The organism is Thalassotalea crassostreae, from assembly GCF_001831495.1.
Lineage (GTDB): Bacteria > Pseudomonadota > Gammaproteobacteria > Enterobacterales > Alteromonadaceae > Thalassotalea_A > Thalassotalea_A crassostreae.
Map to the genome: position 1 here is coordinate 483,306 of NZ_CP017689.1, position 23,651 is coordinate 506,956.

Sequence of the window (23,651 nt, forward strand, 5' to 3'; positions counted from 1 at the left end):
AGGGTCAGATCACATTTTTTGTTCGTTAAGTTCGATGAAAAGTGTGATCTGACCCTACTTATCTGACTCAGCAACAGGATATACGATGAAACAAATAGAAGTTCGTGGTGCCCGTACCCATAACTTAAAAGACATTGACCTTGATATTCCGCGCGATAAATTAATCGTGATTACAGGTTTATCGGGTTCAGGTAAATCTTCTTTAGCATTTGATACCTTGTATGCTGAAGGTCAACGTCGATATGTTGAATCCCTTTCCGCTTATGCTCGTCAATTTTTATCTTTAATGGAAAAGCCTGATGTTGATCACATTGAAGGTTTATCTCCTGCAATTTCAATAGAACAAAAATCAACATCTCATAACCCTAGGTCAACGGTAGGTACAATTACTGAGATATACGACTATCTGCGCTTATTATTTGCTCGAGTAGGTGAACCGCGTTGTCCAACGCATCATGAGCCATTGACAGCACAAACAATATCGCAAATGGTTGATAAAGTACTTGAATTACCGGAAGGTACAAAAGTAATGTTGCTCGCACCGGTTGTACAAGATCGTAAAGGGGAGCATATAAAGTTGCTCGATAACCTAGCTGCACAGGGTTATATTCGAGCACGAATTGATGGTGAAGTTTGTGATTTATCAGATCCGCCGACGTTAGACCTTCATAAAAAGCATACTATTGAAGTTGTTGTAGATCGCCTTAAAGTTCGTGATGATATACAAACTCGATTAGCTGAGTCATTTGAAACCGTGCTAAGTCTCACCGACGGTATTGCAGCAATCTCATTTATGGATGAACCAGATCGAGATGAAATATTATTTTCAGCAAATTTTGCATGTCCACAATGTGGATACAGTATGCAGAAACCTGAGCCTAAGTTGTTTTCATTCAATAATCCTGCAGGTGCATGTCAAACATGTGATGGTTTAGGGCATAAGCAATTTTTTGATCCTAGCCGCGTTATCGCTAATGATGAATTAAGTCTCGCTGGTGGTGCAATCAGAGGTTGGGATAAGCGTAACTTTTACTATTTCCAAATGTTAACCTCGTTGGCTGAGCACTTTAAATTTAGCCTCAATAAACCATTTAAAGAATTAGATGCTGATACTCAACACCTAATATTGAACGGTAGTGGGCGTATAGAAATTGAATTCAAGTACATGAATGACCGTGGTGACATTGTTATCCGAAAACATCCATTCGAAGGTATTTTGGTTAATATGGATAGACGCTATCGCGAAACGGAGTCAAACGCTGTTCGTGAAGAGTTAGCTAAATACCTTAATAGTCAAGATTGTCCAAGTTGTGATGGCTCTCGCTTGCGCCTCGAAGCGAGAAATGTATTTGTTGATAACAAACCTTTGCATCATATTGTTGAATATTCAATTGCCGAGTCACTTGAGTTCTTTCAATCAATGCAGTTGGTTGGTCAAAAAGCGAAGATCGCCGAAAAAATTCTAAAGGAAATAAACGATAGATTAGGATTTCTAGTCAATGTTGGCCTCAACTACTTAACTCTGTCGCGAGAAGCTGGAACACTTTCCGGTGGAGAAGCACAACGCATTCGATTGGCATCGCAAATCGGCGCAGGATTGGTTGGTGTAATGTATGTATTAGACGAACCTTCTATAGGCCTGCATCAACGTGACAATGAACGCTTATTAAAAACGTTGGTTCACTTACGTGACCTAGGCAATACAGTGATTGTTGTTGAGCATGACGAAGATGCAATTAAAGAAGCTGACCATGTCATCGATATCGGCCCTGGTGCTGGTGTCCATGGTGGTGAAGTTGTCGCGGAAGGTACGTTAGAAGATATTTTAAATAATGATAATTCATTAACCGGTAAGTACCTATCTGGAAAAGAAGGTATCGCGGTTCCGAAAAAGCGCACACCATTTAAAAAAGATGCGTTAGTTGAGTTGAAAGGGGCGACCGGTAACAACCTTAGAAATGTCGATCTAACTATTCCTCTTGGTTTAATGACTTGTGTGACCGGTGTATCAGGATCTGGAAAATCAACATTAATCAACGATACCTTATACAAAATTGCTCATATTGAGTTGAATAGAGCTACCGTAGATGAACCGTCTCCGTATAAATCAATTACTGGGTTGGATAAGCTTGATAAAGTTATCGATATTGATCAAAGCCCAATCGGTAGAACGCCGCGTTCTAATCCAGCAACTTACACTGGTATTTTTACTAATATACGTGACATTTTTTCAGCGACGCAAGAATCTCGTTCACGTGGCTACAAGCCAGGACGATTTAGCTTCAATGTGAAAGGTGGTCGTTGTGAAGCCTGTCAAGGTGATGGTGTTATAAAAGTTGAAATGCACTTCTTGCCGGATGTATATGTACCGTGTGATGTTTGTAAAGGTAAGCGATATAACAGAGAAACATTAGAGATTCGCTATAAAGGCAAGAATATCCATGAAGTATTAGACATGACAATTGAAGATGCTTTTGATTTTTTCCATGCTATTCCTGCCGTTAAACGTAAACTTCAAACATTGATGGATGTTGGTTTAACTTATATAAAGCTAGGCCAATCAGCGACAACTTTGTCTGGTGGTGAAGCGCAAAGGGTTAAGTTATCAAAAGAGCTGTCAAAACGTGATACTGGACAAACCTTGTATATTCTTGACGAACCAACGACAGGTTTACATTTTCACGATATAAAACAATTAATGCATGTATTACATCGCCTGCGTGATCACGGTAACACCGTGGTTATTATTGAACATAACTTAGATGTGATAAAAACTGCTGATTGGATTATCGATTTAGGGCCAGAGGGTGGTTCAGGTGGTGGTCAAATATTAGTGGCCGATACACCTGAAAATGTAGCGAACCATAAAGAATCGCATACAGCGCGATTCCTAAAACCATTGTTGTAGGAGCAATTTATTCGCGAAAGAGTTCTGCGCATTTATCAGAAACAATTAAATGTCATCCCGGCGGACGACTGCATGGACGCAGGAGGTAGAGCGAAGCAGGGTGCCAGAGCCTAGGCCGGGACCTCTCTAATTTAGAACGTGCTTCTAACGAAGGTACATATAAAGTCAAGGAGGTTGCGGCCTTCGCCGCAATGACGGTGCGTCTAATTAGTAACGCTTTAGTTTTACCCCACTTGTTAATCCCGTTAACAATTTTCATACAATTTATTTGGCTATTGTTCGTACAATCGGCTTGCATTAAATCTCTATTTCAGTATAATACGCCGACTTAGCCGAGTAAGGTTAGGTTATTTTGTTAGTATGTTTTGTCTGCACGCAGTGTTAGATAAGGCTTTGAAGCTAACCAACAGCAACTCCGATTTGGAGTTGAATGTATATAGCAGTATGCTCCCCTACATCAAAACGTAGGTGATGAGTCATACTTTGTTCGTTCTTTTTATATTGGGGATTTGATTACATGTCAAGTCAAAGAATTCGCATTCGTTTGAAAGCGTTCGATCATCGTCTGATTGATCAATCAACAGCTGAAATCGTAGATACTGCAAAGCGCACTGGTGCTCAGGTTCGTGGTCCTATTCCACTTCCTACACGTAAAGAGCGTTTTACTGTTCTGATTTCTCCACACGTAAACAAAGACGCTCGTGATCAGTACGAAATCCGTACTCACAAGCGTATGATTGATATCGTTGAACCAACTGAGAAAACTGTAGACGCATTAATGCGTTTAGATTTAGCAGCTGGTGTTGACGTTCAAATCAGCTTGGGTTAATAAGGGGATTTAACTATGACTATTGGTTTAGTCGGACGTAAAGTTGGTATGACTCGTGTCTTCACTGAAGATGGCGTTTCAATTCCAGTTACAGTCGTAGAAGTTGAAGCTAACCGCGTTGCTCAAGTTAAAACGCTTGAAAACGATGGTTATCGTGGTTTACAAGTAACAACTGGCTCTCGTAAAGCTAGTCGTGTTACTAAGCCTTTAGCAGGTCATTTTGCTAAAGCAGGTGTTACAGCTGGCCGTGGCTGCTGGGAATTCCGCTTACAAGATGGTGAAGGTGAAGGTATTGAAGCTGGCAGTGAAATCACTGTTGAGTTATTCAATGAAACCAAAATGGTAGATGTAACCGGTACCTCTAAAGGTAAAGGTTTCCAAGGTGGTATTAAGCGCTGGAATTTCAGCATGCAAGATGCTACTCATGGTAACTCTATCTCTCACCGTTCAAACGGTTCAATCGGTCAGTGTCAAACACCAGGCCGTGTTTTTAAAGGCAAGAAAATGTCTGGTCACATGGGTGCTGAGAAAGTAACTACTCAAAACCTTGAATTAGTTCGCGTTGACGCTGAACGTAACCTACTTCTTATTAAAGGTACGGTTCCGGGTTCAGTAAATGGCAACGTGATCGTTAAACCAGCTGTTAAAGCCTAACGTCCAGGAGATTAGTGATGGAATTATCATTGAAAGACGCATCTGGCGCTCTTGAAGTGTCTGAAGCTACCTTCGGACGTGAGTTTAACGAAGCTCTAGTACACCAAGTAGTTGTTGCTTATGCAGCAGGTGCTCGTCAAGGTACTCGTGCTCAAAAAACTCGTTCAGAAGTTAGCGGCGGTGGTGCTAAACCATGGCGCCAAAAAGGTACTGGCCGTGCACGTGCTGGTACTACTCGTGGTCCAATCTGGCGTACAGGTGGCGTAACATTCGCTGCTAAGCCACAAGATCACAGCCAAAAAGTTAACCGTAAAATGTATCGTGGTGCGATTCAAAGCATCCTATCAGAACTAGTTCGTCAAGAACGTTTAGTTGTGGTTAAAGATTTTGCGGTAGAAACGCCTAAAACGAAAGAATTAGTAGCTAAGTTAAAAGATCTAGAGTTAAAAGATGTATTAATCGTAACTCCAGACGTTGACGAAAACTTATTCTTATCTGCACGTAACTTATACAAAGTTGACGTACGTGACGTTGCTGGTATCGACCCAGTAAGTCTTGTAGGTTTCGAAAAAGTATTAGTTACTGAAGCGGCAATCAAGCAAATTGAGGAGATGTTAGCATGATCAACGAAGAACGTTTGTTGAAGGTGATTTTAGCACCTAACATTTCTGAGAAAGCAACAATGTCTGCAGAAGCAAACAATACAGTTGTTTTCCGTGTAGCTACTACAGCTACAAAGCTTGAAATTAAATCTGCTGTAGAGAAACTTTTCGAAGTTGAAGTAACTGGTGTTCGTACACTTAATGTTAAGGGTAAAGCTAAACGCACTGGCGCTCGTATGGGTCGTCGTAGCGATTGGAAAAAAGCTTATGTTACTCTTTCAGAAGGTAGCGACATCGACTTCGTTGGCGCAGAGCAATAGGAGAGAATCATGGCTATAGTTAAATGTAAACCTACTTCTCCAGGTCGTCGCCACGTTGTTAAAGTGGTTAACGCGGAGTTGCATAAAGGTAAGCCTTACGCACCTCTTTTAGATACTAAATCTAAATCTGGTGGTCGTAACAATACTGGTCGTATTACAGTTCGTCACGTTGGTGGTGGTCACAAGCATCATTACCGTATGATCGACTTTAAGCGTACTAAAGATGGTATCCCTGCAAAAGTTGAACGTTTGGAATATGATCCGAACCGTTCTGCTAACATTGCGTTAGTATTATACGCAGATGGTGAACGTCGTTACATCCTTGCACCTAAAGGTGTTAGCGCTGGTGACACAGTTCAGTCTGGTGTAGATGCTCCAATCAAAGCAGGTAACACTTTACCATTGCGTAACGTTCCTTTAGGTTCTGTTATTCACGCAATCGAGTTAAAGCCAGGTAAAGGTGCTCAAATCGCACGTGCAGCTGGTACTTACGCACAATTAGTTGCTAAAGATGGTGCTTACGTTACTGTACGTTTACGTTCAGGCGAAATGCGCAAAATCGAAGCAGAATGTCGTGCTACTTTAGGTGAAATCGGTAACGCTGAACACATGCTTCGCTCATTGGGTAAAGCTGGTGCTTCACGCTGGCGCGGTGTTCGTCCAACTGTTCGTGGTGTTGCTATGAACCCAGTTGATCACCCACACGGTGGTGGTGAAGGTCGTACTTCTGGTGGTCGTCACCCAGTATCACCTTGGGGCGTACCTACTAAAGGTTACAAAACTCGTAAGAACAAGCGTACCGATAAGTTTATCGTACGTCGTCGTACTAAGTAGTACTAATTTAATTTAAAGAGGAATTACCATGCCACGTTCTCTCAAGAAAGGTCCATTTATTGACCTACACTTGTTGACGAAGGTAGAGAAAGCTTTGGAAAGCGGGAACAAGAAACCTATTAAAACTTGGTCTCGTCGCTCAATGATCATCCCAAACATGATCGGATTGACCATCGCTGTCCATAATGGCCGTCAACACGTTCCAGTATTTGTTACCGATGAAATGATCGGACACAAACTGGGTGAATTTGCACCAACTCGTACTTATCGTGGCCACGCCGCTGATAAGAAAGCGAAAAGATAAGGGAAAATAAAATGGAAGCTATTGCTAAACATAAATTTGCCCGCGGTTCAGCTCAAAAAGCTCGTTTGGTTGTAGACCAAATTCGCGGATTGAATGTTGAGAAAGCACTTGAAGTTCTAACTTACAGCAACAAGTCTGCTGCAGAGTTAGTTAAGAAAGTTCTTAACTCAGCAATCGCAAACGCTGAACACAATGAAGGTGCAGACATTGATGAATTATTCGTTAAAACTATTATGGTTGACGATGGTCCAACAATGAAACGTATTAAACCTCGTGCGAAAGGTCGCGCGGATCGTATCCTTAAGCGCACCAGTCACATTACTGTGATTGTAGCTGATCACTAGGAGATATTAGTATGGGTCAGAAAGTACATCCTACCGGTATTCGCCTAGGTATCACTAAGCCTTTCGCGTCTACTTGGTTCGCAAACAGCAAAGAATACGCTGCTAACATCAAAGGTGATCACGAAGTTCGTGCTTACCTAACTGAAGAGTTAAAGCGTGCTTCTTTATCGAAAATTGTTATTGAGCGTCCAGCAAAATCAATTCGTGTAACTATCCACACAGCCCGTCCAGGTGTTGTGATTGGTAAGAAAGGCGAAGACGTAGAGAAATTACGTAAGAAAGTTTCTCAAATCGCTGGTGTACCTGCACAAATCAACATCGCTGAAGTTCGTAAGCCAGAAATGGATGCGCAACTAGTAGCAGACAGCATCGCGAGCCAATTAGAGCGTCGTGTAATGTTCCGTCGTGCTATGAAGCGTGCTGTACAAAACGCTATGCGTTTAGGTGCTAAGGGTATCAAAGTTCAAGTTAGCGGTCGTTTAGGCGGTGCAGATATTGCACGTGCTGAATGGTATCGTGAAGGTCGTGTTCCATTACACACTTTACGTGCTGATATCGATTACGCTATCGCTCGAGCAGACACTACTTATGGTGTTATTGGTGTTAAAGTCTGGATCTTTAAAGGTGAAGTAATTGGCAACATGCCATTACAAGCAGAGCAACCTGCTGCTAAGCCGAAAAGAAAAGGCAAAGGCAAGAGCAGCAAGTAAGGAAATAAGTTATGTTACAACCAAAACGTACTAAATTCCGTAAGCAATTTAAACTGCGTAACCGTGGCCTAGCGCACACAGGTAGCTCAGTTAGCTTCGGTACATTCGGTTTGAAATCAGTTGAGCGTGGTCGTATGACTGCTCGTCAAATCGAAGCTGCTCGTCGTGCAATGACACGTCACATCAAGCGTCAAGGTAAAATTTGGATTCGTGTATTCCCAGATAAGCCAATTACCAAAAAACCTCTTGAGGTTCGTATGGGTAAAGGTAAAGGTTCTGTAGAATACTGGGTATGTCAAATCCTACCAGGTCGTGTTCTGTATGAAATGGAAGGTGTTAGTGAAGAACTAGCGCGTGAAGCATTTGCATTAGCAGCTGCTAAACTTCCGTTCAAAACAACTTTCGTAACTCGTAAGGTAATGTAATGAAAGCTAGTGAACTTAAAGAAAAAAGCATTGAAGAGCTTAATGCTGAATTACTAAGCTTATTGCGTGAGCAGTTTAACTACCGCATGCAAGCAAGCACAGGTCAGCTAGCTCAAACACATTTGCTACGTAACGTACGTCGCGATATCGCACGTGTTAAGACAATCCTAACTGAGAAGGCAGCATCATAATGAGCGAATCTATTCGTACTCTACAAGGTCGCGTAATCAGCAACAAGATGGAAAAATCTATCACTGTTTTGATCGAGCGTCGTGTTAAGCACCCTATCTACGGTAAGTTCATGATCCGTTCAACTAAGTTGAAAGCGCATGATGAAACTAACGTATGTAACGAAGGTGATGTAGTAACAATTCGTGAATGTGCACCAATTTCAAAGTCTAAAAACTGGACTTTAGTTGATGTAATCACAAAAGCTTAATTTTAATTAAGTAAATTGTTCTAAAAAACCTCACTGGTAACAGTGGGGTTTTTTTATATCTGAAATTCACATTCGGTGAATGTGGCATCACCTCGCAGTTTCAAAGTCTGCTCTTATAAAAGACTTTGGACTTTAGTTGATGTAATCACAAAAGGTGAATTCCCATATCCATATGGGAAACCCTTCGGGTCGCTGCGCGCTTTCAAATTGTTCCAGACAATTTGATAATTTTAATTAAGTAAATTGTTCTAAAAAACCTCACTGGTAAAAGTGGGGTTTTTTTATATCTGAAATTACAAGATATCTTGATATTGTTAGTGTCATAACATTATGTGCTAAGGACTCAATAGTAATTGAATTTAAAAGTGTGCTAATGTAGTTAAATACATAACAATAAAAAAATACTATGAAAGCTGACGTAACAAATTTAGTCGAACCTATTACTCAAGCTCCAATTGCTGACCAATATCGTAAAGAACGATCATTTCAGATATTTTTGGTTTCTGAAGTAGCGTTGATTTTGGCCCTGATCATGGAATATTTCCGTGGTGGTCTTGAGTTAGTTATCGGACTGGCGGCGACCATCGTTGTCTTAGCAGTATTTTTCCTTGCATTTAGAAATCGAAAACCAAATCTCGCGACCGGCTTGTTGGTTATATTCCATACAATCTTAGCCTCCTGTTTGATGTGGAAGTTTGGCGGCATTCGTGATGAAGCTATGTTAGCTTTTCCTATGATATTGATATTTGCAACGGTTTTAGGTTCTACCAGATTAGTCTCAGTTGTTTTTCTATGTATCGCATGTTTAATATTTGCCAACGGTTATGTAAATGAGATTGGCTACTATCAAAACGATACTCCAGTAATCGATTTAAGCTCAGCCGCTTTAATAAATCTGATCTTGTTAGTTATTTTTATAAGTACATTAATAGCATCAAAAGCTATCAATAAATTAATTGCACAACTGGTAGAAGAAAACAAAGTCGTTGTAAATTCTAAGCGTGAAATTCAGAAACTAGTATACCAAGATGCGTTAACCAACTTACCTAACCGTGTTTTAGCACGAGAGATCTTTGATAAAAATATTCAAAAAACTGTAGAAGACGGTAAGAGTACAGCATTACTATTTATTGATTTAGATGACTTTAAGTCGATAAACGATTCCCTTGGCCATCAAATAGGTGACAAACTTTTAAAACTAATAGCTCGTAGAATCGCTGGAATGGTCACGCCTTATGGTGGGGTATACCGTTTAGGCGGTGACGAATTTATGGTCTTGCTCGAAGAATTTAGTGATGATAATGATGTTATCGAAATGGGTAATCGAATTTGTAGCTTGGTTAATCAGGTACTAAAAATTGATGAATATGATTTACTGGTCAGCTGCTCAATAGGTGCCACCATCGCTCCTCGAGATACAGACAACTTTGATACAGCGTTAAAATATTCTGATATAGCTTTGTATCAGGCAAAGAGATTGGGTAGAAATCAAATTTGTTTGATAAGCCAAGAGCTAATAAAGCACACTGAAAAAGAGTTTTATTTACTTGAGGAATTTAGGCGAGCAGTAAAAGACAATAAGCTTGAACTATATTATCAACCGAAGATTTGCTTAACTACCGGACGAATGACAGGCGGTGAAGCATTACTAAGGTGGTGGAGTGATAATTATGGTGGTGTTAGTCCTGATGTATTTATTCCTATCGCTGAAAAGGCCGGTTTGATAAACGGAATTGGCGATTGGGTATTAGAGCAAGCGATAGAGCAATGCTCTGTTTGGCATAAAATGGGGTTCGACGATTTTACCGTTGCCGTCAACGTCTCACCTATTCAGTTTGCCATGCCTAACTTTGCCGCAAATATTTATACATTGTTGGATAAATATAAATTGGATGAAAAATATCTAGAATTAGAAATCACTGAAAACGTGTTACTCGAACAAAGTGAAAACTTATCTAAGAATATTAAAATGTTGAGTAAATCACAGGTTAAATTGTCAATTGATGATTTTGGTAAGGGTTATTCGAATCTCGCTTATATAAAACGCCTAAATATTCATGCCATCAAAATAGATAGAGAATTTATTACCGATGTTGATAAAGATGAAGATAATTTAGCTATCGTAAAAGCGATTATAGACATTGCCAATCATTTAAATATAGATGCCGTTGCCGAAGGTGTTGAAACTCAAGAGGTAGTGAATTTACTTTCAGAGTTGTCATGCAATTTAGGGCAAGGATTTTTATGGTCACCAGCAGTGAATAAAGACGATTTTATTCGATTTGCCCAGACTAGAGCAGCAAAAGTTCAGCTATAAAACTGGTTCTCTGTGATGGTAGCTACACTTACCGATCACGGGGTAACATTTTAATAACATAATAAGCCAGTATACTAATGTCTTATTAGTAACAGTTTGTAATCAAATATAGTCTCTTAAACCCTATTAAATCAATGATTTAAAATGTTGAGCTGTTAACATTGAATTAACTTTCTTACCTGCACCAATCTTTTTGTTTAAATAAAGTACCACTTTTCTTTTTGTAGTGTTATAATCTCGCGCCCGTTCACTCTATGTGGATGGATAAAGGCAGTGAAAGGTCAAATACTTGACCTTGATTTTTAATAACAGCGGAGCACATAAAAATGATCCAAATGCAATCACAGCTAGACGTTGCTGACAACAGCGGCGCTCGACGCGTGCAATGTATAAAGGTTCTAGGTGGCTCGCACCGTCGCTATGCACATATTGGTGACATCATCAAAGTTTCTGTTAAAGAAGCAATTCCTCGCGGTAAAGTGAAGAAAGGTGATGTACTTAATGCTGTAGTGGTGCGCACTAGAAAAGGCGTACGTCGCTCGGATGGTTCATCTATTCGTTTTGATGGTAACGCGGCTGTAATGCTTAACGCAAACTTACAGCCAATTGGTACTCGTATTTTCGGGCCAGTGACACGTGAATTACGAACTGAAAAGTTCATGAAGATCGTATCTCTAGCGCCAGAAGTACTATAAGGAGCTACGAAAATGGCCTCTAAAATTCGTCAAAATGACGAAGTAGTAATCCTAGCTGGTAAAGATAAGGGCAAAAGTGGCAAAGTCACTAAAGTTCTTCCAGCAGAAGGAAAAGTTTTCGTTGAAGGCATCAACTTAATCAAGAAACACCAGAAACCTGTACCTCAGTTACAGCAAGCTGGTGGCATTGTTGAGAAAGAAGCTGCAATCAACGTATCTAACGTTGCGATCAAAAACCCTGCTACTGGCAAGGCTGATCGTGTTGGTTTTAGAATTGAAGACGGCAAAAAAGTTCGTTTCTTCAAGTCTAATAACGAATTAGTATAATTTGGAGTAAATGATGGCGAAACTGCATGATTTTTACAAAGATACGGTTGTTGCTGAACTTACCAAAGAGTTCGGATACAAAAGTGTCATGCAAGTCCCTTCGATTGAAAAGATCACACTAAATATGGGTGTTGGTGAAGCTATTGCTGATAAAAAAGTATTAGACCACGCCGTAAGTGATCTGGCATCAATCTCGGGCCAGAAGCCTATGGTTACTAAAGCACGCAAATCTGTTGCTGGCTTTAAGATCCGTGAAGGCTACCCAATTGGTGCAAAAGTAACTCTACGCGGCGAACGCATGTGGGATTTCTTTGAGCGCTTAATCTCAATCTCAGTTCCTCGTATTCGTGACTTCCGTGGCTTGAACCCTAAATCGTTCGACGGCCGTGGTAACTACAGTATGGGTGTGCGTGAGCAAATCATATTTCCTGAAATCGACTACGATAAAATCGATAAGATTCGTGGTATGGATATCACTATCGGTACTACGGCGAAGAACGATGCGGAAGGTCATGCTTTGCTGACTGCCTTTAACTTCCCGTTTAAGAAATAAGGTGTAGAGTTATGGCTAAATCATCAATGAAAGCACGTGAAGCAAAACGTGCAAAATTAGTTGCTCAATACGCTGAAAAGCGTGCAGCACTAAAAGATATCATCTCAAACGTAAATTCTTCTGAAGAAGAGCGTTGGGATGCAATGTTAAAACTACAAGCTTTACCACGCGATTCAAGCAGCAGCCGTCAACGTAACCGTTGTGTTGTTACTGGTCGTCCACATGGTTACTTACGTAAATTCGGTTTAAGCCGTATTAAATTGCGTGAAGCGACTATGCGCGGTGAAGTACCTGGTCTTAAGAAAGCAAGTTGGTAAGGGAGTAAGCGATTATGATGACTGATCCTATCGCGGATATGTTTACACGAATCCGTAACGGTCAATCTGCAAATAAAGTTGCAGTACAAATGCCATCTTCCAAGCTAAAAGTTGCAATTGCTAACTTGCTTAAAGAAGAAGGTTATATTAATGGTTTTGAAGTATCTACTGAAGCTAAGCCTCAGTTAGAAGTAACTTTAAAATATTTCGATGGTAAAGAAGTTATCGAAACTATCAAGCGTGTTTCACGCCCTGGTCTTCGCGTATACAAAGGAAGTAATGATCTTCCTCAAGTATTAGCTGGTCTAGGTATTGCGATCGTTTCTACTTCAAAAGGCCTTATGACTGACCGCGCTGCACGTAATGCAGGTTTAGGCGGTGAGATCTTAGGTATCGTTGCGTAAGGAGCAAGAATATGTCTCGTGTTGCAAAAGCACCTGTGTCTATCCCTGCTGGCGTTACAGTAACGTTATCTGGTCAAGACATCACAATTAAAGGTCCTAAAGGCGAATTAACTCGTACGATACATAGTGACGTTGTAATTTCTCAAGAAGAAAACAACATCATCACTAACATCGTAGCTGATGTTAAAGGCGCATGGGCTCAAGCCGGTACTGCTCGCGCATTAATCAACAACATGGTTGTTGGCGTGAACGCTGGTTTTGAAAAACGTCTAATCTTAAACGGTGTTGGTTACCGTGCAAAAGCTGCTGGTCAGAACTTAAACCTTTCATTAGGTTTCTCTCACCCAGTTGAGCATGCAATCCCAGCCGGTGTTAAGTGTGAAACTCCTAGTCAAACTGAAATCGTACTTACGGGTGCTGATAAGCAGGTGATTGGTCAAGTAGCTGCGAACATTCGTGCGTACCGTAAGCCAGAGCCTTATAAAGGTAAAGGTATTCGTTACTCTGACGAAAATGTTCGTCGTAAAGAAGCTAAGAAGAAGTAGGGTAATACTATGGATAAGAAAACATCTCGTTTACGCCGTGCAAAACGTACGCGCGCTAAAATCAGCGAGTTGGGTGCGAATCGTTTAGTCGTTCACCGTACTCCTCGTCACATATACGCACAGCTTATCGCGGCAACTGGTTCTGAAGTAATTGCATCTGCATCTACTTTAGATAAAGAAATCCGTGAGCAAGTTAAAGCTACTGGTAACAAAGAAGCTGCTGCTGCAGTTGGTAAAGCAATCGCCGAGCGCGCTGCTGCCAAAGGTATTGAGTCAGTTGCTTTCGATCGTTCAGGTTTCTTATACCACGGTCGTGTTCAAGTTTTAGCTGAAGCAGCTCGTGAAGCTGGCCTTAAATTCTAGGAGTAGATAATGGCTAATGTAGAAAACACACAACAAAGTGAATTTGCTGAAAAGTTAATCGCTGTTAACCGCGTTTCAAAAGTGGTTAAAGGTGGTCGTATATTCAGTTTCACTGCACTAACAGTAGTTGGTGACGGCAACGGTCGTGTTGGTTTTGGTTACGGTAAGGCACGTGAAGTTCCTGCTGCAATCCAAAAAGCAATGGAAAAGGCTCGCCGTAATATCGTAAACATCGACCTTAAGGGTACTACTTTACAGCACGCTGTAAAAGGTAAGCACTCTGGTTCTAAAGTTTACATGCAACCTGCTTCTGAAGGTACAGGTATCATCGCCGGTGGCGCGATGCGTGCAGTACTAGAAGTTGCTGGCGTACAGAACGTATTGTCAAAAGCATACGGTTCTACTAACCCAATTAACGTTGTACGCGCTACAATCGGTGCTCTTGCGAACATGAAATCGCCTGAGTCTGTTGCAGCTAAGCGTGGCTTAAACGTTACTGAAATACTGGGGTAATGAACAATGGCTAAGACTGTTAAAGTAACACAAGTTAAGAGCTCAATCGGTCGTTTACCGACTCATAGAGCTACTTTGAAAGGACTGGGTTTACGTCGTATCAATCATACTGTAGAGTTAGAAGATACTCCATCAGTACGTGGCATGATCAACCTAGTTCATTACATGATTAAGGTGGAGGATTAAACAATGCATTTAAATACATTATCCCCTGCACCTGGCGCGAAGAAAGATCGTAAACGCCAAGGTCGTGGTATTGGTTCTGGTATCGGAAAAACTGGTGGCCGTGGTCACAAAGGTCAGAAGTCACGCTCAGGCGGCGGCATTCGTCCAGGTTTTGAAGGTGGTCAGATGCCACTTAAGCAACGTTTACCTAAGTTTGGTTTTACTTCACGTAAATCTTTAGTTCGCGCTGAAGTTCGTTTACATGAATTAAACACTATGACTGCAGACGTTGTTGATATTCACGCTCTTAAAGACGCTGGCGTAATTAACCGCAATATCGAAACAGCTAAAATCATCTTTTCTGGTGAAATTAGTCGTAAGATTACGGTTCGCGGCTTAGCAGTAACGAAAGGTGCACGTGCAGCGATTGAAGCTGCCGGTGGTACAATAGAGGAATAGTACACAATGGCTACACCAGGAATGGAAAACAAGGCTCAAGGCGGTTTGTCTGAGCTTAAACAAAGATTGTTGTTCGTACTCGGCGCATTAATAGTGTTCCGTTTAGGTTCATTTGTACCAATCCCTGGTATTGACGCCGCTGTACTAGCTCAGTTGTTTGAACAACAAAAGGGCACCATTGTAGAAATGTTTAACATGTTCTCTGGTGGTGCACTTGAGCGAGCCTCTGTATTGGCACTAGGTATTATGCCGTACATCTCAGCTTCGATCATCATGCAGATCAGCACACATATCGTGCCGAGTATGCAGGAGTTAAAGAAAGAAGGTGAAGCTGGACGTCGTAAGATCAGCCAATACACACGCTACGGCACACTGCTTCTGGCAACAGTGCAAGCGATTGCAATAGCAAAGAGTTTACCTGGTATGATGCCTGGACTAGTGGTTAACGCTGGTTTCGGTTTCTACTTTACTGCGGTAGTATCTTTAGTAACTGGTACCATGTTCTTAATGTGGTTAGGTGAACAGATTACTGAACGTGGTATTGGTAATGGTATCTCTGTGTTAATTTTCGCAGGTATTGTTGCTGGCATGCCATCAGCTGTTGGTCAAACAGCTGAAATGGCGCGTCAAGGTGAATTGCACTTATTAGCATTATTAGTAATTGGCGTAATTGTTTTCGCTGTTACTTGGTTTGTAGTATTTGTAGAGCGCGGTCAACGCCGCATTGTGGTAAACTACGCCAAACGCCAACAAGGTCGTAAGGTATTTGCCGCTCAAAGTACTCATTTACCACTTAAAGTGAACATGGCGGGTGTTATCCCACCAATCTTCGCTTCAAGTATTATCTTGTTCCCGGGTACCATCGCAAGTTGGTTCGGACAAGGTAGCGGTGCAACTGCTGACTTTTTACAAGAGGTTTCTCTTGCAATGTCACCAGGACAACCGTTGTATGTAATGCTATATGCTGCAGCAATAATCTTTTTCTGTTTTTTCTACACGGCATTGGTTTTCAATCCGCGTGAAACAGCAGATAATTTGAAGAAATCTGGTGCGTTCATTCCAGGCATTCGCCCGGGTGAGCAAACATCTAGATATATCGATAAAGTAATGACCCGCCTAACTTTGGCAGGTGCTTTATACATTACTTTTATTTGTTTGGTTCCTGAGTTCATGATGATATTTATGGATGTACAATTCTACTTCGGTGGAACATCCCTACTAATTATCGTAGTTGTTATTATGGATTTCATGGCACAAGTACAAACTCATTTGATGTCTCATCAATATGACAGCGTGCTTAAGAAAGCCAATCTAAAAGGCTATGGCCGATAGGCCAACGGAGTATAAAATGAAAGTTCGTGCATCCGTTAAAAAGATTTGTCGTAACTGTAAAGTTGTTAAACGTGCTGGTGTTGTTCGCGTAATTTGCGTTGAACCTAAACACAAGCAACGCCAAGGCTAATCTTTTACTAAATTGTCACTTGTTGTAATTGTTTGCAATAAGTGACACTTTATATTGCAAAAATGTTGCTGGTTGAGTATCCTTACGGGCTTTTCAACCGGTTTTCTTTTAACCCTAATAATAGGAGATGTGTTAGTGGCCCGTATAGCTGGCATTAACATCCCTGATCGTAAGCATGCAGTAATCGCCATTACTGCTATCTACGGCATCGGCGCAACAAGAGCAAAGGCAATTTGTTCAGGCGCAGGTATTGCTGAAGATATTAAGATCAGTGAACTAGACGAAGCTCAAATAGATTTGCTTCGCGCAGAAGTGGCTAAATTTACTGTAGAAGGTGATTTACGCCGTGAAGTTTCAATGAATATCAAGCGTCTGATGGACCTTGGCTGTTACCGTGGTTTACGCCACCGTCGTAGTCTCCCTCTACGTGGTCAGCGCACTAAGACTAATGCGCGTACCCGTAAAGGTCCTCGTAAGCCGATTAAAAAGTAGATCGAGGTAATTAGACATGGCTAAAACACCAACGCGCACGAAAAAGCGCGTAAAAAAACAAGTTGCTGATGGCATGGCTCATATCCATGCTTCTTTCAACAACACAATCGTAACTCTTACAGATCGTCAAGGTAATGCGTTATCTTGGGCAACTGCAGGTGGTTCTGGTTTCCGTGGTTCACGTAAATCAACTCCATTCGCTGCACAGGTTGCTGCTGATCGTGCTGGTAAAGTAGCACAAGAGTTTGGTTTGAAGAATATTGAAGTATTCGTTAAAGGTCCAGGTCCAGGTCGTGAATCTGCAATCCGTGCCTTAAATGCTGCTGGTTTTAAAATCACCAACATTACTGACGTTACTCCGATTCCTCATAATGGTTGTCGTCCACCTAAGAAACGTCGCGTTTAATAGGTCTGTTGGAGAAAGAAAATGGCAAGATATTTAGGTCCAAAACTAAAGCTTAGTCGCCGTGAAGGAACAGACTTGTTCCTTAAATCTGGTGTACGTGCTATAGATACTAAATGTAAGATCGAAACTATTCCTGGTCAACACGGTGCGCGTCGCGGTCGTTTATCTGACTATGGTGTTCAACTTCGTGAGAAGCAAAAAGTTCGTCGTATCTACGGTGTACTTGAGAAACAGTTTAGAAATTACTATAAAGAAGCTGCTCGTCTAAAAGGTAATACAGGTGAAAACTTGTTACAACTTTTAGAAAAGCGTTTAGACAACGTTGTTTACCGTATGGGTTATGCATCTACACGTGCAGAAGCTCGTCAACTAGTTAGCCACAAAGCTATCGTAGTTAACGGTCAAGTTGTTAATATTCCATCTTTCGCTGTTAAGTCAGACGATGTGATCTCAATTCGTGAGAAAGCTAAAACTCAAGCGCGTATCATCGCAGCTTTAGAATTAGCTGAACAACGTGAGAAACCAGTCTGGGTTGAAGTTGATAATAAGAAACTTGAAGGTACGTACAAGCGTAACCCAGATCGTTCTGACCTATCAGCCGAAATCAATGAACAGTTGATTGTCGAGCTTTACTCGAAATAAAGCTGAACTTTAAGAGAGGACAATAATGCAGGGTTCTGTAACCGAATTCCTTAAGCCGAAGTTAGTAGGTATTGAAAATGTATCTGATACTCGTGCTAAGGTAACTTTAGAGCCACTAGAACGTGGTTTTGGTCATACTTTGGGTAATGCGCTACGCCGCATTTTACTTTCGTCAATGCCAGGTTGTGCAGTGACAGAAGTTGAAATTGATGGTGTATTGCACGAATACAGCTCTAAAGAGGGTGTTCAAGAGGACATCATCGAGATTCTGTTAAACCTTAAAGGTTTGGCTGTAGGTTTAGAAGGCAAAACTGAAGCAGTTTTAACTTTAACTAAGTCGGGTGAAGGCCCTGTAACGGCAGCTGATATACAGCATGATGGTGATGTTACAATCGCTAATCCTGCTCACGTAATCTGTAATTTAACAGGTGACGGCTCAATCAGCATGCGAATCAAAGTAGAAACTGGACGTGGTTACGTTCCAGCGTCTGTTCGTCGCAATGCCGAGGAAGAAGAGCGCGCAATTGGTCGTTTACTAGTTGACGCATCTTTCAGTCCTGTTGAGAGAATTGCTTACGATGTTGACTCAGCTCGAGTTGAACAACGCACTGACTTAGATAAATTAGTAATCGATATGGAAACTAACGGTACGTTAGATCCAGAAGAAGCGATTCGTCGCGCTTCAACAATTTTAGCTGAACAGCTAGATGCGTTTGTTGATTTACGTGATGTTAAAGAAGTTGAACCGGAAGAAGTTAAACCAGCTTTCGACCCAATTCTTCTACGTCCAGTTGATGATTTAGAACTAACAGTTCGTTCAGCCAACTGTTTAAAAGCAGAAGCGATTCAGTACATTGGTGATTTAGTACAGCGTGCAGAAGTAGAACTTCTTAAAACACCTAACTTAGGTAAGAAGTCTCTAACTGAAATCAAAGACGTATTAGCGTCTCGTGGTCTATCTCTAGGTATGCGCCTAGAAAACTGGCCACCTGAAAGCATTGCTGATAACGACTAAGTCGATCACAATTTAATAGTTAAGAGAGAAGGATTAACTTATGCGCCATCGTAAAAGCGGTCGCCAGTTAAACCGTAATAGCAGTCATCGCCAGGCGATGTTCCGCAATATGGCAAGCTCTTTAGTAAAGCACGGTACAATTAAAACTACTGTTGCTAAAGCTAAAGAACTACGTCGCGTTGTTGAGCCACTAATTACATTGGCTAAAACAGATAGCGTTGCAAATCGTCGTTTGGCATTTGCTCGTACACGTGACAACGAAGTAGTAGGTTTATTATTCAACGAACTTGGTCCTCGTTACCAAGAACGTCCAGGTGGATACACTCGCATTTTAAAATGCGGTTTCCGTACTGGTGATAAAGCGCCTATGGCTTACATTCAGTTAGTTGACCAACCAGTAGTTGAAGAAACTGCTGAAGTTGAAGAGACTACTGAAGCATAATCAATTTATTGATTTGTATATAAAAAAGGAACCTTCGGGTTCCTTTTTTTTTAAGGAGTGGTTAAAAAGAATTAATACTGCGTTAGGTTATAACTCGTGTAGCGTACTACACGTCGTCATAACCTGCCTTGTCTAAATCCCTTTTTCTCACTCCTTAATACTATTTATAGTCTGTCGAACCTAGAACCTAGAACCTCGAACCACAGTATTTCCTACCTCCAAATTCTATCTAACTAACTCAAACGCTTATGAGACATTTGTCGCAAATCTTGACCTTAGGGCGACAAGTCCGTATAAAAGTAGGTCGTTTAAGTTTTAAAAGTTAATTTAATGTCTGAAAGAAATCCAATCATAGCTATTACTGGTTCCTCCGGTGCAGGTACGTCTACAACTATGGGCGCATTCGATCATATATTTCGTTCGTTGAACGTTAAAGCTGCGATCGTAGAGGGTGATAGTTTTCACCGTTTTACCAGACCAGAAATGGAACTAGAAAAACGCAAGGCAAAAGAAGCTGGTGAAGCAGTCAGTTATTTTGGCGATATTGCTAACGACTTCGATGCTTTAGAAAAGCTATTTAAGGACTTTAGCGAAAAAGGTGAAGGCACGATGCGTCGTTATCTGCATACATTTGATGAAGCTGTACCATATAATCAAATGCCAGGTACTTTTACTCCTTGGGAGCCTCTAGGAGCCGGTTCAGACCTTTTATTTTATGAAGGCTTACATGGAGGCGTCGTAACTGAAAAAAATGATGTTGCACGTTATGCTGACCTGTTAATTGGCATGGTACCTATAGTTAACCTTGAATGGATACAAAAAATCATACGTGATACCCGTAAGCGAGGCCATTCTCGTGAAGCTGTTACCGATAGTATCGTGCGCAGCATGGATGATTATTTTAAATTTATCACGCCACAATTTAGTCGTACCCATATTAACTTTCAACGTGTACCAACCGTAGATACATCTAATCCATTCAGTGCTAAAGGTATTCCTACAGCGGACGAAAGTTTTGTGGTGATTCGTTTTCGAGAAATGAAAAATGTAGATTTTCCATTTTATTTAAGAATGATTGATGGCTCTTTTATGTCACGAATCGACACCTTAGTGGTACCGGGTGGTAAGATGGGCTTTGCAATGGAATTAATTTTAAAGCCACTCATTGTTGATATCATGGAAAAGAAAGCGAATGCCAACCAGCAAATGGATTGGATGCAGAATTACAAATAGGTTAGTGCAAGTTTGTTATAAGTTAAGCTCACGAATCTTTGAAAAGGCCAATTATGAATACTAAATTATATAAACAAGTGCTCTCGTTAACTGGCAGTTTAATGGCCGCAGCTGAACAAAAGAACCAGAAGCGCTTTGACGGTTTTTATGGGGAATTAAAACAGCTTTGTGAGGCAAACGAAAACACCGATAAAGATCACCCTGTGCAATGGGAGACGTTAGCTGATTTTACTGAAGATCTGGCCTTAGCTATAAATATTTATGAACATGCATTAGTGAAAGCCGAAGCTATCAATTCTAAAGATTTTTGTTCATCTATCGGATTTTCTATAGGCTCTTTGAATGCCGAGTTAGGAAACAATGAAGCGGCGATAAGCGCGTTGGAGAAAGCTAAAGTAAGTGCTAATAAAATTCCGGATAAAGAATTAAAAGCAGAAATACACGATTTATTGACGGCATTGAAGTAGAACTAGAATTAGCTCGTTATTTGATAAGATTATTAGAAAATAAAAAAGCACTCAATTTGCTTAATTGAGTGCTTTTTAATGTATTTATGTAAAGCTAATTAAATAATTTAAAGCTTAGCGAAACAACGTTCAGCCGCTTCTAATGTTTGGTGAATATCTTCACTACTATGGGCAGTAGATAAGAAACCTGCTTCGAATGCTGAAGGAGCTAGATATACACCTTCATCTAACATTAAGTGGAAGAACTTATTGAACTTTTCATTATCGCAAGCGGTCGCTTCTGCAAAACAATTAATCTGCTCTTTGTCAGTAAAGAATATACCAAACATTGCGCCGACATAATTAATGCTTAATTTCACGCCTTGGCGCTGTGCAGCCTGCTTAAATCCTTCAGCTAACTGTTTAGTTTGAGCCGTTAGTTGACAGTGATGATCAGTCGCACTTAATTCCGACAATGCAGCAAAACCTGCGGCCATAGCAATTGGGTTACCAGATAAAGTACCAGCTTGATAAACAGGACCAACAGGCGCGATATAATCCATGATCTCAGTTTTACCACCAAATGCACCAACTGGCATTCCGCCACCAATTACTTTACCTAAGGTAGTCAAGTCAGGTTTGATATTATAGTGTGCTTGCGCGCCACCAAGTGCAACTCTAAAGCCGGTCATGACTTCATCAAAGATCAACACACTCCCATACTGGTCACAAACTTCACGAAGCCCTTCTAAGAAACCAGTAACTGGTGGAATACAATTCATATTACCGGCAACAGGTTCGACAATTATGCAAGAGATTTGATCGCCATATTCTGCGAACACTTGCTTAACTGCTTCGATATCGTTGAACGTGGTCGTTAATGTGTGCTTAGCAAAATCTTCAGGAATACCTGGAGAATTTGGCACACCAAGTGTTAATGCGCCAGAACCAGCTTTCACTAGAAGTGAATCAGCGTGGCCATGGTAACAGCCTTCAAACTTTAAGATTTTGTCGCGACCAGTGTAGCCACGAGCTAAACGAATAGCACTCATAGTCGCTTCGGTACCTGAGCTTACCATACGTAATTTTTCCATCGAAGGAACAAGTTCGCGAACTTTTTCAGCCATGGTTATTTCAAGTTCAGTGGGGGCGCCGAAGCTCAATCCATTCTTTGCGGTTTTGATAACTGCATCTAAAATTTTTGGATGATTATGACCTAAAATCATTGGTCCCCATGAACCAACGTAGTCGATGTAACGCTTACCATCAGCATCAAAAATGTATGCGCCTTCGGCTCGCTCGATGAATATTGGTGTACCACCAACCCCTTTAAACGCTCGAACTGGAGAGTTTACCCCTCCTGGAATTGTTTGTTGGGCTTGGTCAAATAATTGTTCTGAATGTGACATAATTTTGCCTTGTTAGTACGCTGATTATTTAGTTGTAAACCAGGTAACGTCTTTTTCAAATTGGCTGAGCTTCTCGTCAACCCCTAATGTAAGTGCAAACAGTGCCATACGAACTAGAACACCATTTTGAGCTTGACGGAAAATCGCCAAATTTTGATTGTCATTTAAATCTACATCAAGCTCATTCGCCTCTGGTCGAGAGTCACGAGGTAATGGATGCATGATAACGGTATGATCTTTACAATATTGTTCATATACCGATTTATTCAAACTAAAATGACCACGATATTTGTCAGCGTCTTCAACGCTTGCGAAACGTTCTTGTTGGATTCGTGTTTGATAAACAACATCAGACTGCAGGTTGCCCGCCATTTCGTCAGTGACCGTGATGTTATGGCCGGCATTAGATAATGTAGAAATTACTGAGTCTGGCATTTGTAATTCGTTAGGTGCTAAAAGGGTGATGTTGACGTTATTGTATAAACTTAACAAACGAGACAATGAATGAACGGTTCTACCGTGTTTAAGGTCGCCCATCAGTACAATGTTTAAGTCGTCTATCCCTTTCCCAAAACGCGCCATTTCAGCCTGAATAGTAAATAAATCAAGTAATGCTTGAGTTGGGTGCTCATTGGCACCATCGCCACCATTAATTACAGGTACAGAGCTTCCTTTCGAAAATTCAGCAACAGAGTGCATTTCAGGGTGACGCATGGCGATCACATCAGAATAACCACTAATCACTCTAGCAGTGTCAAACAATGATTCACCTTTTGATAACGAAGAGCTTTCTTGACCAACGGTTTCATGGACAAAACCACCTAATAATTGAAATGCTGTACCAAAAGATACTCGAGTTCGAGTACTTGGTTCGAAGAATAAATTATTGAGGATTGCGCCTTCTAAAACTGTACAACGTTTTTGACGACTTGCGTATGGGATCATCGCTTTGGCGACATCAAGTATTCTAGAGACAGATTCTCGGTCAAACTGTGAAACCGAAAGAATATGGCTACCTTGAAACTTCATCATAGATACTACCTGAAATTAAAGATAATAAAATTTAATAATGGCTGT

The 23,651-nt window shown here is 41.0% G+C and carries 34 protein-coding genes; 32 read left to right on the top strand and 2 right to left on the bottom strand.

The window, feature by feature from the left end:
- Window positions 1-85 precede the first annotated feature (85 nt).
- The 32 genes from uvrA (at window position 86) to LT090_RS02235 (ending at window position 21,186) form a co-directional block, all read left to right on the top strand.
- Complete coding sequence (gene uvrA, locus LT090_RS02080; RefSeq protein ID WP_068545015.1) at window positions 86-2,908, top strand: excinuclease ABC subunit UvrA; 2,823 nt, start codon at window positions 86-88, stop codon at window positions 2,906-2,908.
- A gap of 517 nt (window positions 2,909-3,425) precedes the next feature.
- The gene (gene rpsJ, locus LT090_RS02085; RefSeq protein WP_068545014.1) at window positions 3,426-3,737 is read left to right on the top strand and encodes a 30S ribosomal protein S10; all 312 of its coding nucleotides are present in this window, start codon (window positions 3,426-3,428) and stop codon (window positions 3,735-3,737) included.
- Window positions 3,738-3,752: 15 nt separating this feature from the next.
- The gene (rplC, locus tag LT090_RS02090; protein ID WP_068545013.1) at window positions 3,753-4,391 is read left to right on the top strand and encodes a 50S ribosomal protein L3; all 639 of its coding nucleotides are present in this window, start codon (window positions 3,753-3,755) and stop codon (window positions 4,389-4,391) included.
- A gap of 17 nt (window positions 4,392-4,408) precedes the next feature.
- Window positions 4,409-5,014 carry a 50S ribosomal protein L4 gene (gene rplD / locus LT090_RS02095; protein ID WP_068545012.1) on the top strand — a complete coding sequence of 202 codons (606 nt, stop codon included), beginning with the start codon at window positions 4,409-4,411 and terminating at the stop codon, window positions 5,012-5,014.
- Window positions 5,011-5,313, top strand: a complete 303-nt coding sequence (gene rplW, locus LT090_RS02100; protein WP_068545011.1) for a 50S ribosomal protein L23 — start codon at window positions 5,011-5,013, stop codon at window positions 5,311-5,313. Before rplD ends, rplW begins: the two co-directional genes overlap by 4 nt.
- Window positions 5,314-5,322: 9 nt before the next feature.
- A complete protein-coding gene (gene rplB, locus LT090_RS02105; RefSeq protein ID WP_068545010.1) occupies window positions 5,323-6,147 on the top strand; it encodes a 50S ribosomal protein L2 in 825 nt (274 codons plus the stop codon).
- Window positions 6,148-6,175: 28 nt separating this feature from the next.
- A complete protein-coding gene (gene rpsS / locus LT090_RS02110; protein ID WP_068545009.1) occupies window positions 6,176-6,451 on the top strand; it encodes a 30S ribosomal protein S19 in 276 nt (91 codons plus the stop codon).
- An 11-nt stretch (window positions 6,452-6,462) separates the two neighbouring features.
- Window positions 6,463-6,795: a 50S ribosomal protein L22 gene (rplV, locus tag LT090_RS02115; protein WP_068545008.1), complete on the top strand. Its 333-nt coding sequence runs from the start codon at window positions 6,463-6,465 to the stop codon at window positions 6,793-6,795.
- Between the two features lie 11 nt (window positions 6,796-6,806).
- A complete protein-coding gene (gene rpsC / locus LT090_RS02120) occupies window positions 6,807-7,505 on the top strand; it encodes a 30S ribosomal protein S3 (protein WP_068545007.1) in 699 nt (232 codons plus the stop codon).
- Window positions 7,506-7,516: 11 nt separating this feature from the next.
- Entirely contained in the window at window positions 7,517-7,930 is a 414-nt protein-coding gene (gene rplP, locus LT090_RS02125; protein WP_068545006.1) for a 50S ribosomal protein L16, read from the top strand.
- Window positions 7,930-8,121, top strand: a complete 192-nt coding sequence (gene rpmC, locus LT090_RS02130; RefSeq protein WP_068545005.1) for a 50S ribosomal protein L29 — start codon at window positions 7,930-7,932, stop codon at window positions 8,119-8,121. Before rplP ends, rpmC begins: the two co-directional genes overlap by 1 nt.
- The gene (rpsQ, locus tag LT090_RS02135; RefSeq protein WP_068545004.1) at window positions 8,121-8,369 is read left to right on the top strand and encodes a 30S ribosomal protein S17; all 249 of its coding nucleotides are present in this window, start codon (window positions 8,121-8,123) and stop codon (window positions 8,367-8,369) included. Before rpmC ends, rpsQ begins: the two co-directional genes overlap by 1 nt.
- A 406-nt stretch (window positions 8,370-8,775) precedes the next feature.
- Entirely contained in the window at window positions 8,776-10,686 is a 1,911-nt protein-coding gene (locus LT090_RS02140) for a putative bifunctional diguanylate cyclase/phosphodiesterase (protein WP_068545003.1), read from the top strand.
- Between the two features lie 326 nt (window positions 10,687-11,012).
- Window positions 11,013-11,381: a 50S ribosomal protein L14 gene (gene rplN, locus LT090_RS02145; RefSeq protein ID WP_068545002.1), complete on the top strand. Its 369-nt coding sequence runs from the start codon at window positions 11,013-11,015 to the stop codon at window positions 11,379-11,381.
- Window positions 11,382-11,393: 12 nt separating this feature from the next.
- Window positions 11,394-11,708, top strand: a complete 315-nt coding sequence (gene rplX / locus LT090_RS02150; RefSeq protein ID WP_068545001.1) for a 50S ribosomal protein L24 — start codon at window positions 11,394-11,396, stop codon at window positions 11,706-11,708.
- A gap of 13 nt (window positions 11,709-11,721) precedes the next feature.
- Entirely contained in the window at window positions 11,722-12,261 is a 540-nt protein-coding gene (gene rplE, locus LT090_RS02155) for a 50S ribosomal protein L5 (protein WP_068545000.1), read from the top strand.
- An 11-nt stretch (window positions 12,262-12,272) separates the two neighbouring features.
- Window positions 12,273-12,578, top strand: coding sequence for a 30S ribosomal protein S14 (gene rpsN / locus LT090_RS02160; RefSeq protein ID WP_068544999.1), 306 nt, complete (start codon window positions 12,273-12,275; stop codon window positions 12,576-12,578).
- Between the two features lie 11 nt (window positions 12,579-12,589).
- Complete coding sequence (gene rpsH / locus LT090_RS02165) at window positions 12,590-12,982, top strand: 30S ribosomal protein S8 (protein ID WP_068544998.1); 393 nt, start codon at window positions 12,590-12,592, stop codon at window positions 12,980-12,982.
- A gap of 11 nt (window positions 12,983-12,993) precedes the next feature.
- Complete coding sequence (gene rplF, locus LT090_RS02170; protein WP_068544997.1) at window positions 12,994-13,527, top strand: 50S ribosomal protein L6; 534 nt, start codon at window positions 12,994-12,996, stop codon at window positions 13,525-13,527.
- Window positions 13,528-13,536: 9 nt separating this feature from the next.
- Entirely contained in the window at window positions 13,537-13,890 is a 354-nt protein-coding gene (gene rplR, locus LT090_RS02175) for a 50S ribosomal protein L18 (protein ID WP_068544996.1), read from the top strand.
- Window positions 13,891-13,899: 9 nt separating this feature from the next.
- Window positions 13,900-14,403, top strand: coding sequence for a 30S ribosomal protein S5 (gene rpsE, locus LT090_RS02180; RefSeq protein ID WP_068544995.1), 504 nt, complete (start codon window positions 13,900-13,902; stop codon window positions 14,401-14,403).
- A 6-nt stretch (window positions 14,404-14,409) separates the two neighbouring features.
- On the top strand, window positions 14,410-14,589 hold the full coding sequence (gene rpmD / locus LT090_RS02185) for a 50S ribosomal protein L30 (protein WP_068544994.1): 180 nt from the start codon (window positions 14,410-14,412) through the stop codon (window positions 14,587-14,589).
- 3 nt (window positions 14,590-14,592) lie between these two features.
- Complete coding sequence (gene rplO / locus LT090_RS02190) at window positions 14,593-15,027, top strand: 50S ribosomal protein L15 (RefSeq protein ID WP_068544993.1); 435 nt, start codon at window positions 14,593-14,595, stop codon at window positions 15,025-15,027.
- 6 nt (window positions 15,028-15,033) lie between these two features.
- Window positions 15,034-16,359, top strand: coding sequence for a preprotein translocase subunit SecY (gene secY / locus LT090_RS02195; protein WP_068544992.1), 1,326 nt, complete (start codon window positions 15,034-15,036; stop codon window positions 16,357-16,359).
- Between the two features lie 16 nt (window positions 16,360-16,375).
- A complete protein-coding gene (gene rpmJ / locus LT090_RS02200) occupies window positions 16,376-16,489 on the top strand; it encodes a 50S ribosomal protein L36 (protein WP_068545060.1) in 114 nt (37 codons plus the stop codon).
- 135 nt (window positions 16,490-16,624) lie between these two features.
- The gene (gene rpsM / locus LT090_RS02205) at window positions 16,625-16,981 is read left to right on the top strand and encodes a 30S ribosomal protein S13 (protein WP_068544991.1); all 357 of its coding nucleotides are present in this window, start codon (window positions 16,625-16,627) and stop codon (window positions 16,979-16,981) included.
- 16 nt (window positions 16,982-16,997) lie between these two features.
- A complete protein-coding gene (gene rpsK / locus LT090_RS02210) occupies window positions 16,998-17,387 on the top strand; it encodes a 30S ribosomal protein S11 (RefSeq protein ID WP_068544990.1) in 390 nt (129 codons plus the stop codon).
- Window positions 17,388-17,408: 21 nt separating this feature from the next.
- Window positions 17,409-18,029: a 30S ribosomal protein S4 gene (gene rpsD, locus LT090_RS02215; protein WP_068544989.1), complete on the top strand. Its 621-nt coding sequence runs from the start codon at window positions 17,409-17,411 to the stop codon at window positions 18,027-18,029.
- 25 nt (window positions 18,030-18,054) lie between these two features.
- A complete protein-coding gene (locus LT090_RS02220; protein WP_068544988.1) occupies window positions 18,055-19,044 on the top strand; it encodes a DNA-directed RNA polymerase subunit alpha in 990 nt (329 codons plus the stop codon).
- Window positions 19,045-19,084: 40 nt separating this feature from the next.
- Window positions 19,085-19,486: a 50S ribosomal protein L17 gene (gene rplQ, locus LT090_RS02225; protein WP_068544987.1), complete on the top strand. Its 402-nt coding sequence runs from the start codon at window positions 19,085-19,087 to the stop codon at window positions 19,484-19,486.
- A gap of 330 nt (window positions 19,487-19,816) precedes the next feature.
- The gene (locus LT090_RS02230; protein ID WP_068544986.1) at window positions 19,817-20,719 is read left to right on the top strand and encodes a phosphoribulokinase; all 903 of its coding nucleotides are present in this window, start codon (window positions 19,817-19,819) and stop codon (window positions 20,717-20,719) included.
- Between the two features lie 53 nt (window positions 20,720-20,772).
- A complete protein-coding gene (locus LT090_RS02235) occupies window positions 20,773-21,186 on the top strand; it encodes a tetratricopeptide repeat protein (protein ID WP_193408714.1) in 414 nt (137 codons plus the stop codon).
- A gap of 107 nt (window positions 21,187-21,293) precedes the next feature.
- Here the strand turns inward: LT090_RS02235 and hemL are convergent, their stop codons facing one another.
- Together hemL and LT090_RS02245 are read right to left on the bottom strand one after the other, a co-directional pair.
- Window positions 21,294-22,574, bottom strand: a complete 1,281-nt coding sequence (hemL, locus tag LT090_RS02240) for a glutamate-1-semialdehyde 2,1-aminomutase (RefSeq protein WP_068544985.1) — start codon at window positions 22,572-22,574, stop codon at window positions 21,294-21,296.
- Between the two features lie 24 nt (window positions 22,575-22,598).
- Entirely contained in the window at window positions 22,599-23,606 is a 1,008-nt protein-coding gene (locus LT090_RS02245) for an aspartate carbamoyltransferase (protein ID WP_193408715.1), read from the bottom strand.
- Window positions 23,607-23,651: the final 45 nt, after the last annotated feature.

Bases quoted from the DNA above. Each gene is read 5' to 3' on its own strand.
- uvrA (WP_068545015.1), top strand. From the start codon at position 86: ATGAAACAAATAGAAGTTCGTGGTGCCCGTACCCATAACTTAAAAGAC.
- rpsJ (WP_068545014.1), top strand. From the start codon at position 3,426: ATGTCAAGTCAAAGAATTCGCATTCGTTTGAAAGCGTTCGATCATCGT.
- rplC (WP_068545013.1), top strand. From the start codon at position 3,753: ATGACTATTGGTTTAGTCGGACGTAAAGTTGGTATGACTCGTGTCTTC.
- rplD (WP_068545012.1), top strand. From the start codon at position 4,409: ATGGAATTATCATTGAAAGACGCATCTGGCGCTCTTGAAGTGTCTGAA.
- rplW (WP_068545011.1), top strand. From the start codon at position 5,011: ATGATCAACGAAGAACGTTTGTTGAAGGTGATTTTAGCACCTAACATT.
- rplB (WP_068545010.1), top strand. From the start codon at position 5,323: ATGGCTATAGTTAAATGTAAACCTACTTCTCCAGGTCGTCGCCACGTT.
- rpsS (WP_068545009.1), top strand. From the start codon at position 6,176: ATGCCACGTTCTCTCAAGAAAGGTCCATTTATTGACCTACACTTGTTG.
- rplV (WP_068545008.1), top strand. From the start codon at position 6,463: ATGGAAGCTATTGCTAAACATAAATTTGCCCGCGGTTCAGCTCAAAAA.
- rpsC (WP_068545007.1), top strand. From the start codon at position 6,807: ATGGGTCAGAAAGTACATCCTACCGGTATTCGCCTAGGTATCACTAAG.
- rplP (WP_068545006.1), top strand. From the start codon at position 7,517: ATGTTACAACCAAAACGTACTAAATTCCGTAAGCAATTTAAACTGCGT.
- rpmC (WP_068545005.1), top strand. From the start codon at position 7,930: ATGAAAGCTAGTGAACTTAAAGAAAAAAGCATTGAAGAGCTTAATGCT.
- rpsQ (WP_068545004.1), top strand. From the start codon at position 8,121: ATGAGCGAATCTATTCGTACTCTACAAGGTCGCGTAATCAGCAACAAG.
- LT090_RS02140 (WP_068545003.1), top strand. From the start codon at position 8,776: ATGAAAGCTGACGTAACAAATTTAGTCGAACCTATTACTCAAGCTCCA.
- rplN (WP_068545002.1), top strand. From the start codon at position 11,013: ATGATCCAAATGCAATCACAGCTAGACGTTGCTGACAACAGCGGCGCT.
- rplX (WP_068545001.1), top strand. From the start codon at position 11,394: ATGGCCTCTAAAATTCGTCAAAATGACGAAGTAGTAATCCTAGCTGGT.
- rplE (WP_068545000.1), top strand. From the start codon at position 11,722: ATGGCGAAACTGCATGATTTTTACAAAGATACGGTTGTTGCTGAACTT.
- rpsN (WP_068544999.1), top strand. From the start codon at position 12,273: ATGGCTAAATCATCAATGAAAGCACGTGAAGCAAAACGTGCAAAATTA.
- rplF (WP_068544997.1), top strand. From the start codon at position 12,994: ATGTCTCGTGTTGCAAAAGCACCTGTGTCTATCCCTGCTGGCGTTACA.
- rplR (WP_068544996.1), top strand. From the start codon at position 13,537: ATGGATAAGAAAACATCTCGTTTACGCCGTGCAAAACGTACGCGCGCT.
- rpsE (WP_068544995.1), top strand. From the start codon at position 13,900: ATGGCTAATGTAGAAAACACACAACAAAGTGAATTTGCTGAAAAGTTA.
- rpmD (WP_068544994.1), top strand. From the start codon at position 14,410: ATGGCTAAGACTGTTAAAGTAACACAAGTTAAGAGCTCAATCGGTCGT.
- rplO (WP_068544993.1), top strand. From the start codon at position 14,593: ATGCATTTAAATACATTATCCCCTGCACCTGGCGCGAAGAAAGATCGT.
- secY (WP_068544992.1), top strand. From the start codon at position 15,034: ATGGCTACACCAGGAATGGAAAACAAGGCTCAAGGCGGTTTGTCTGAG.
- rpmJ (WP_068545060.1), top strand. From the start codon at position 16,376: ATGAAAGTTCGTGCATCCGTTAAAAAGATTTGTCGTAACTGTAAAGTT.
- rpsK (WP_068544990.1), top strand. From the start codon at position 16,998: ATGGCTAAAACACCAACGCGCACGAAAAAGCGCGTAAAAAAACAAGTT.
- rpsD (WP_068544989.1), top strand. From the start codon at position 17,409: ATGGCAAGATATTTAGGTCCAAAACTAAAGCTTAGTCGCCGTGAAGGA.
- LT090_RS02220 (WP_068544988.1), top strand. From the start codon at position 18,055: ATGCAGGGTTCTGTAACCGAATTCCTTAAGCCGAAGTTAGTAGGTATT.
- rplQ (WP_068544987.1), top strand. From the start codon at position 19,085: ATGCGCCATCGTAAAAGCGGTCGCCAGTTAAACCGTAATAGCAGTCAT.
- LT090_RS02230 (WP_068544986.1), top strand. From the start codon at position 19,817: ATGTCTGAAAGAAATCCAATCATAGCTATTACTGGTTCCTCCGGTGCA.
- LT090_RS02235 (WP_193408714.1), top strand. From the start codon at position 20,773: ATGAATACTAAATTATATAAACAAGTGCTCTCGTTAACTGGCAGTTTA.
- hemL (WP_068544985.1), bottom strand. From the start codon at position 22,574: ATGTCACATTCAGAACAATTATTTGACCAAGCCCAACAAACAATTCCA.
- LT090_RS02245 (WP_193408715.1), bottom strand. From the start codon at position 23,606: ATGATGAAGTTTCAAGGTAGCCATATTCTTTCGGTTTCACAGTTTGAC.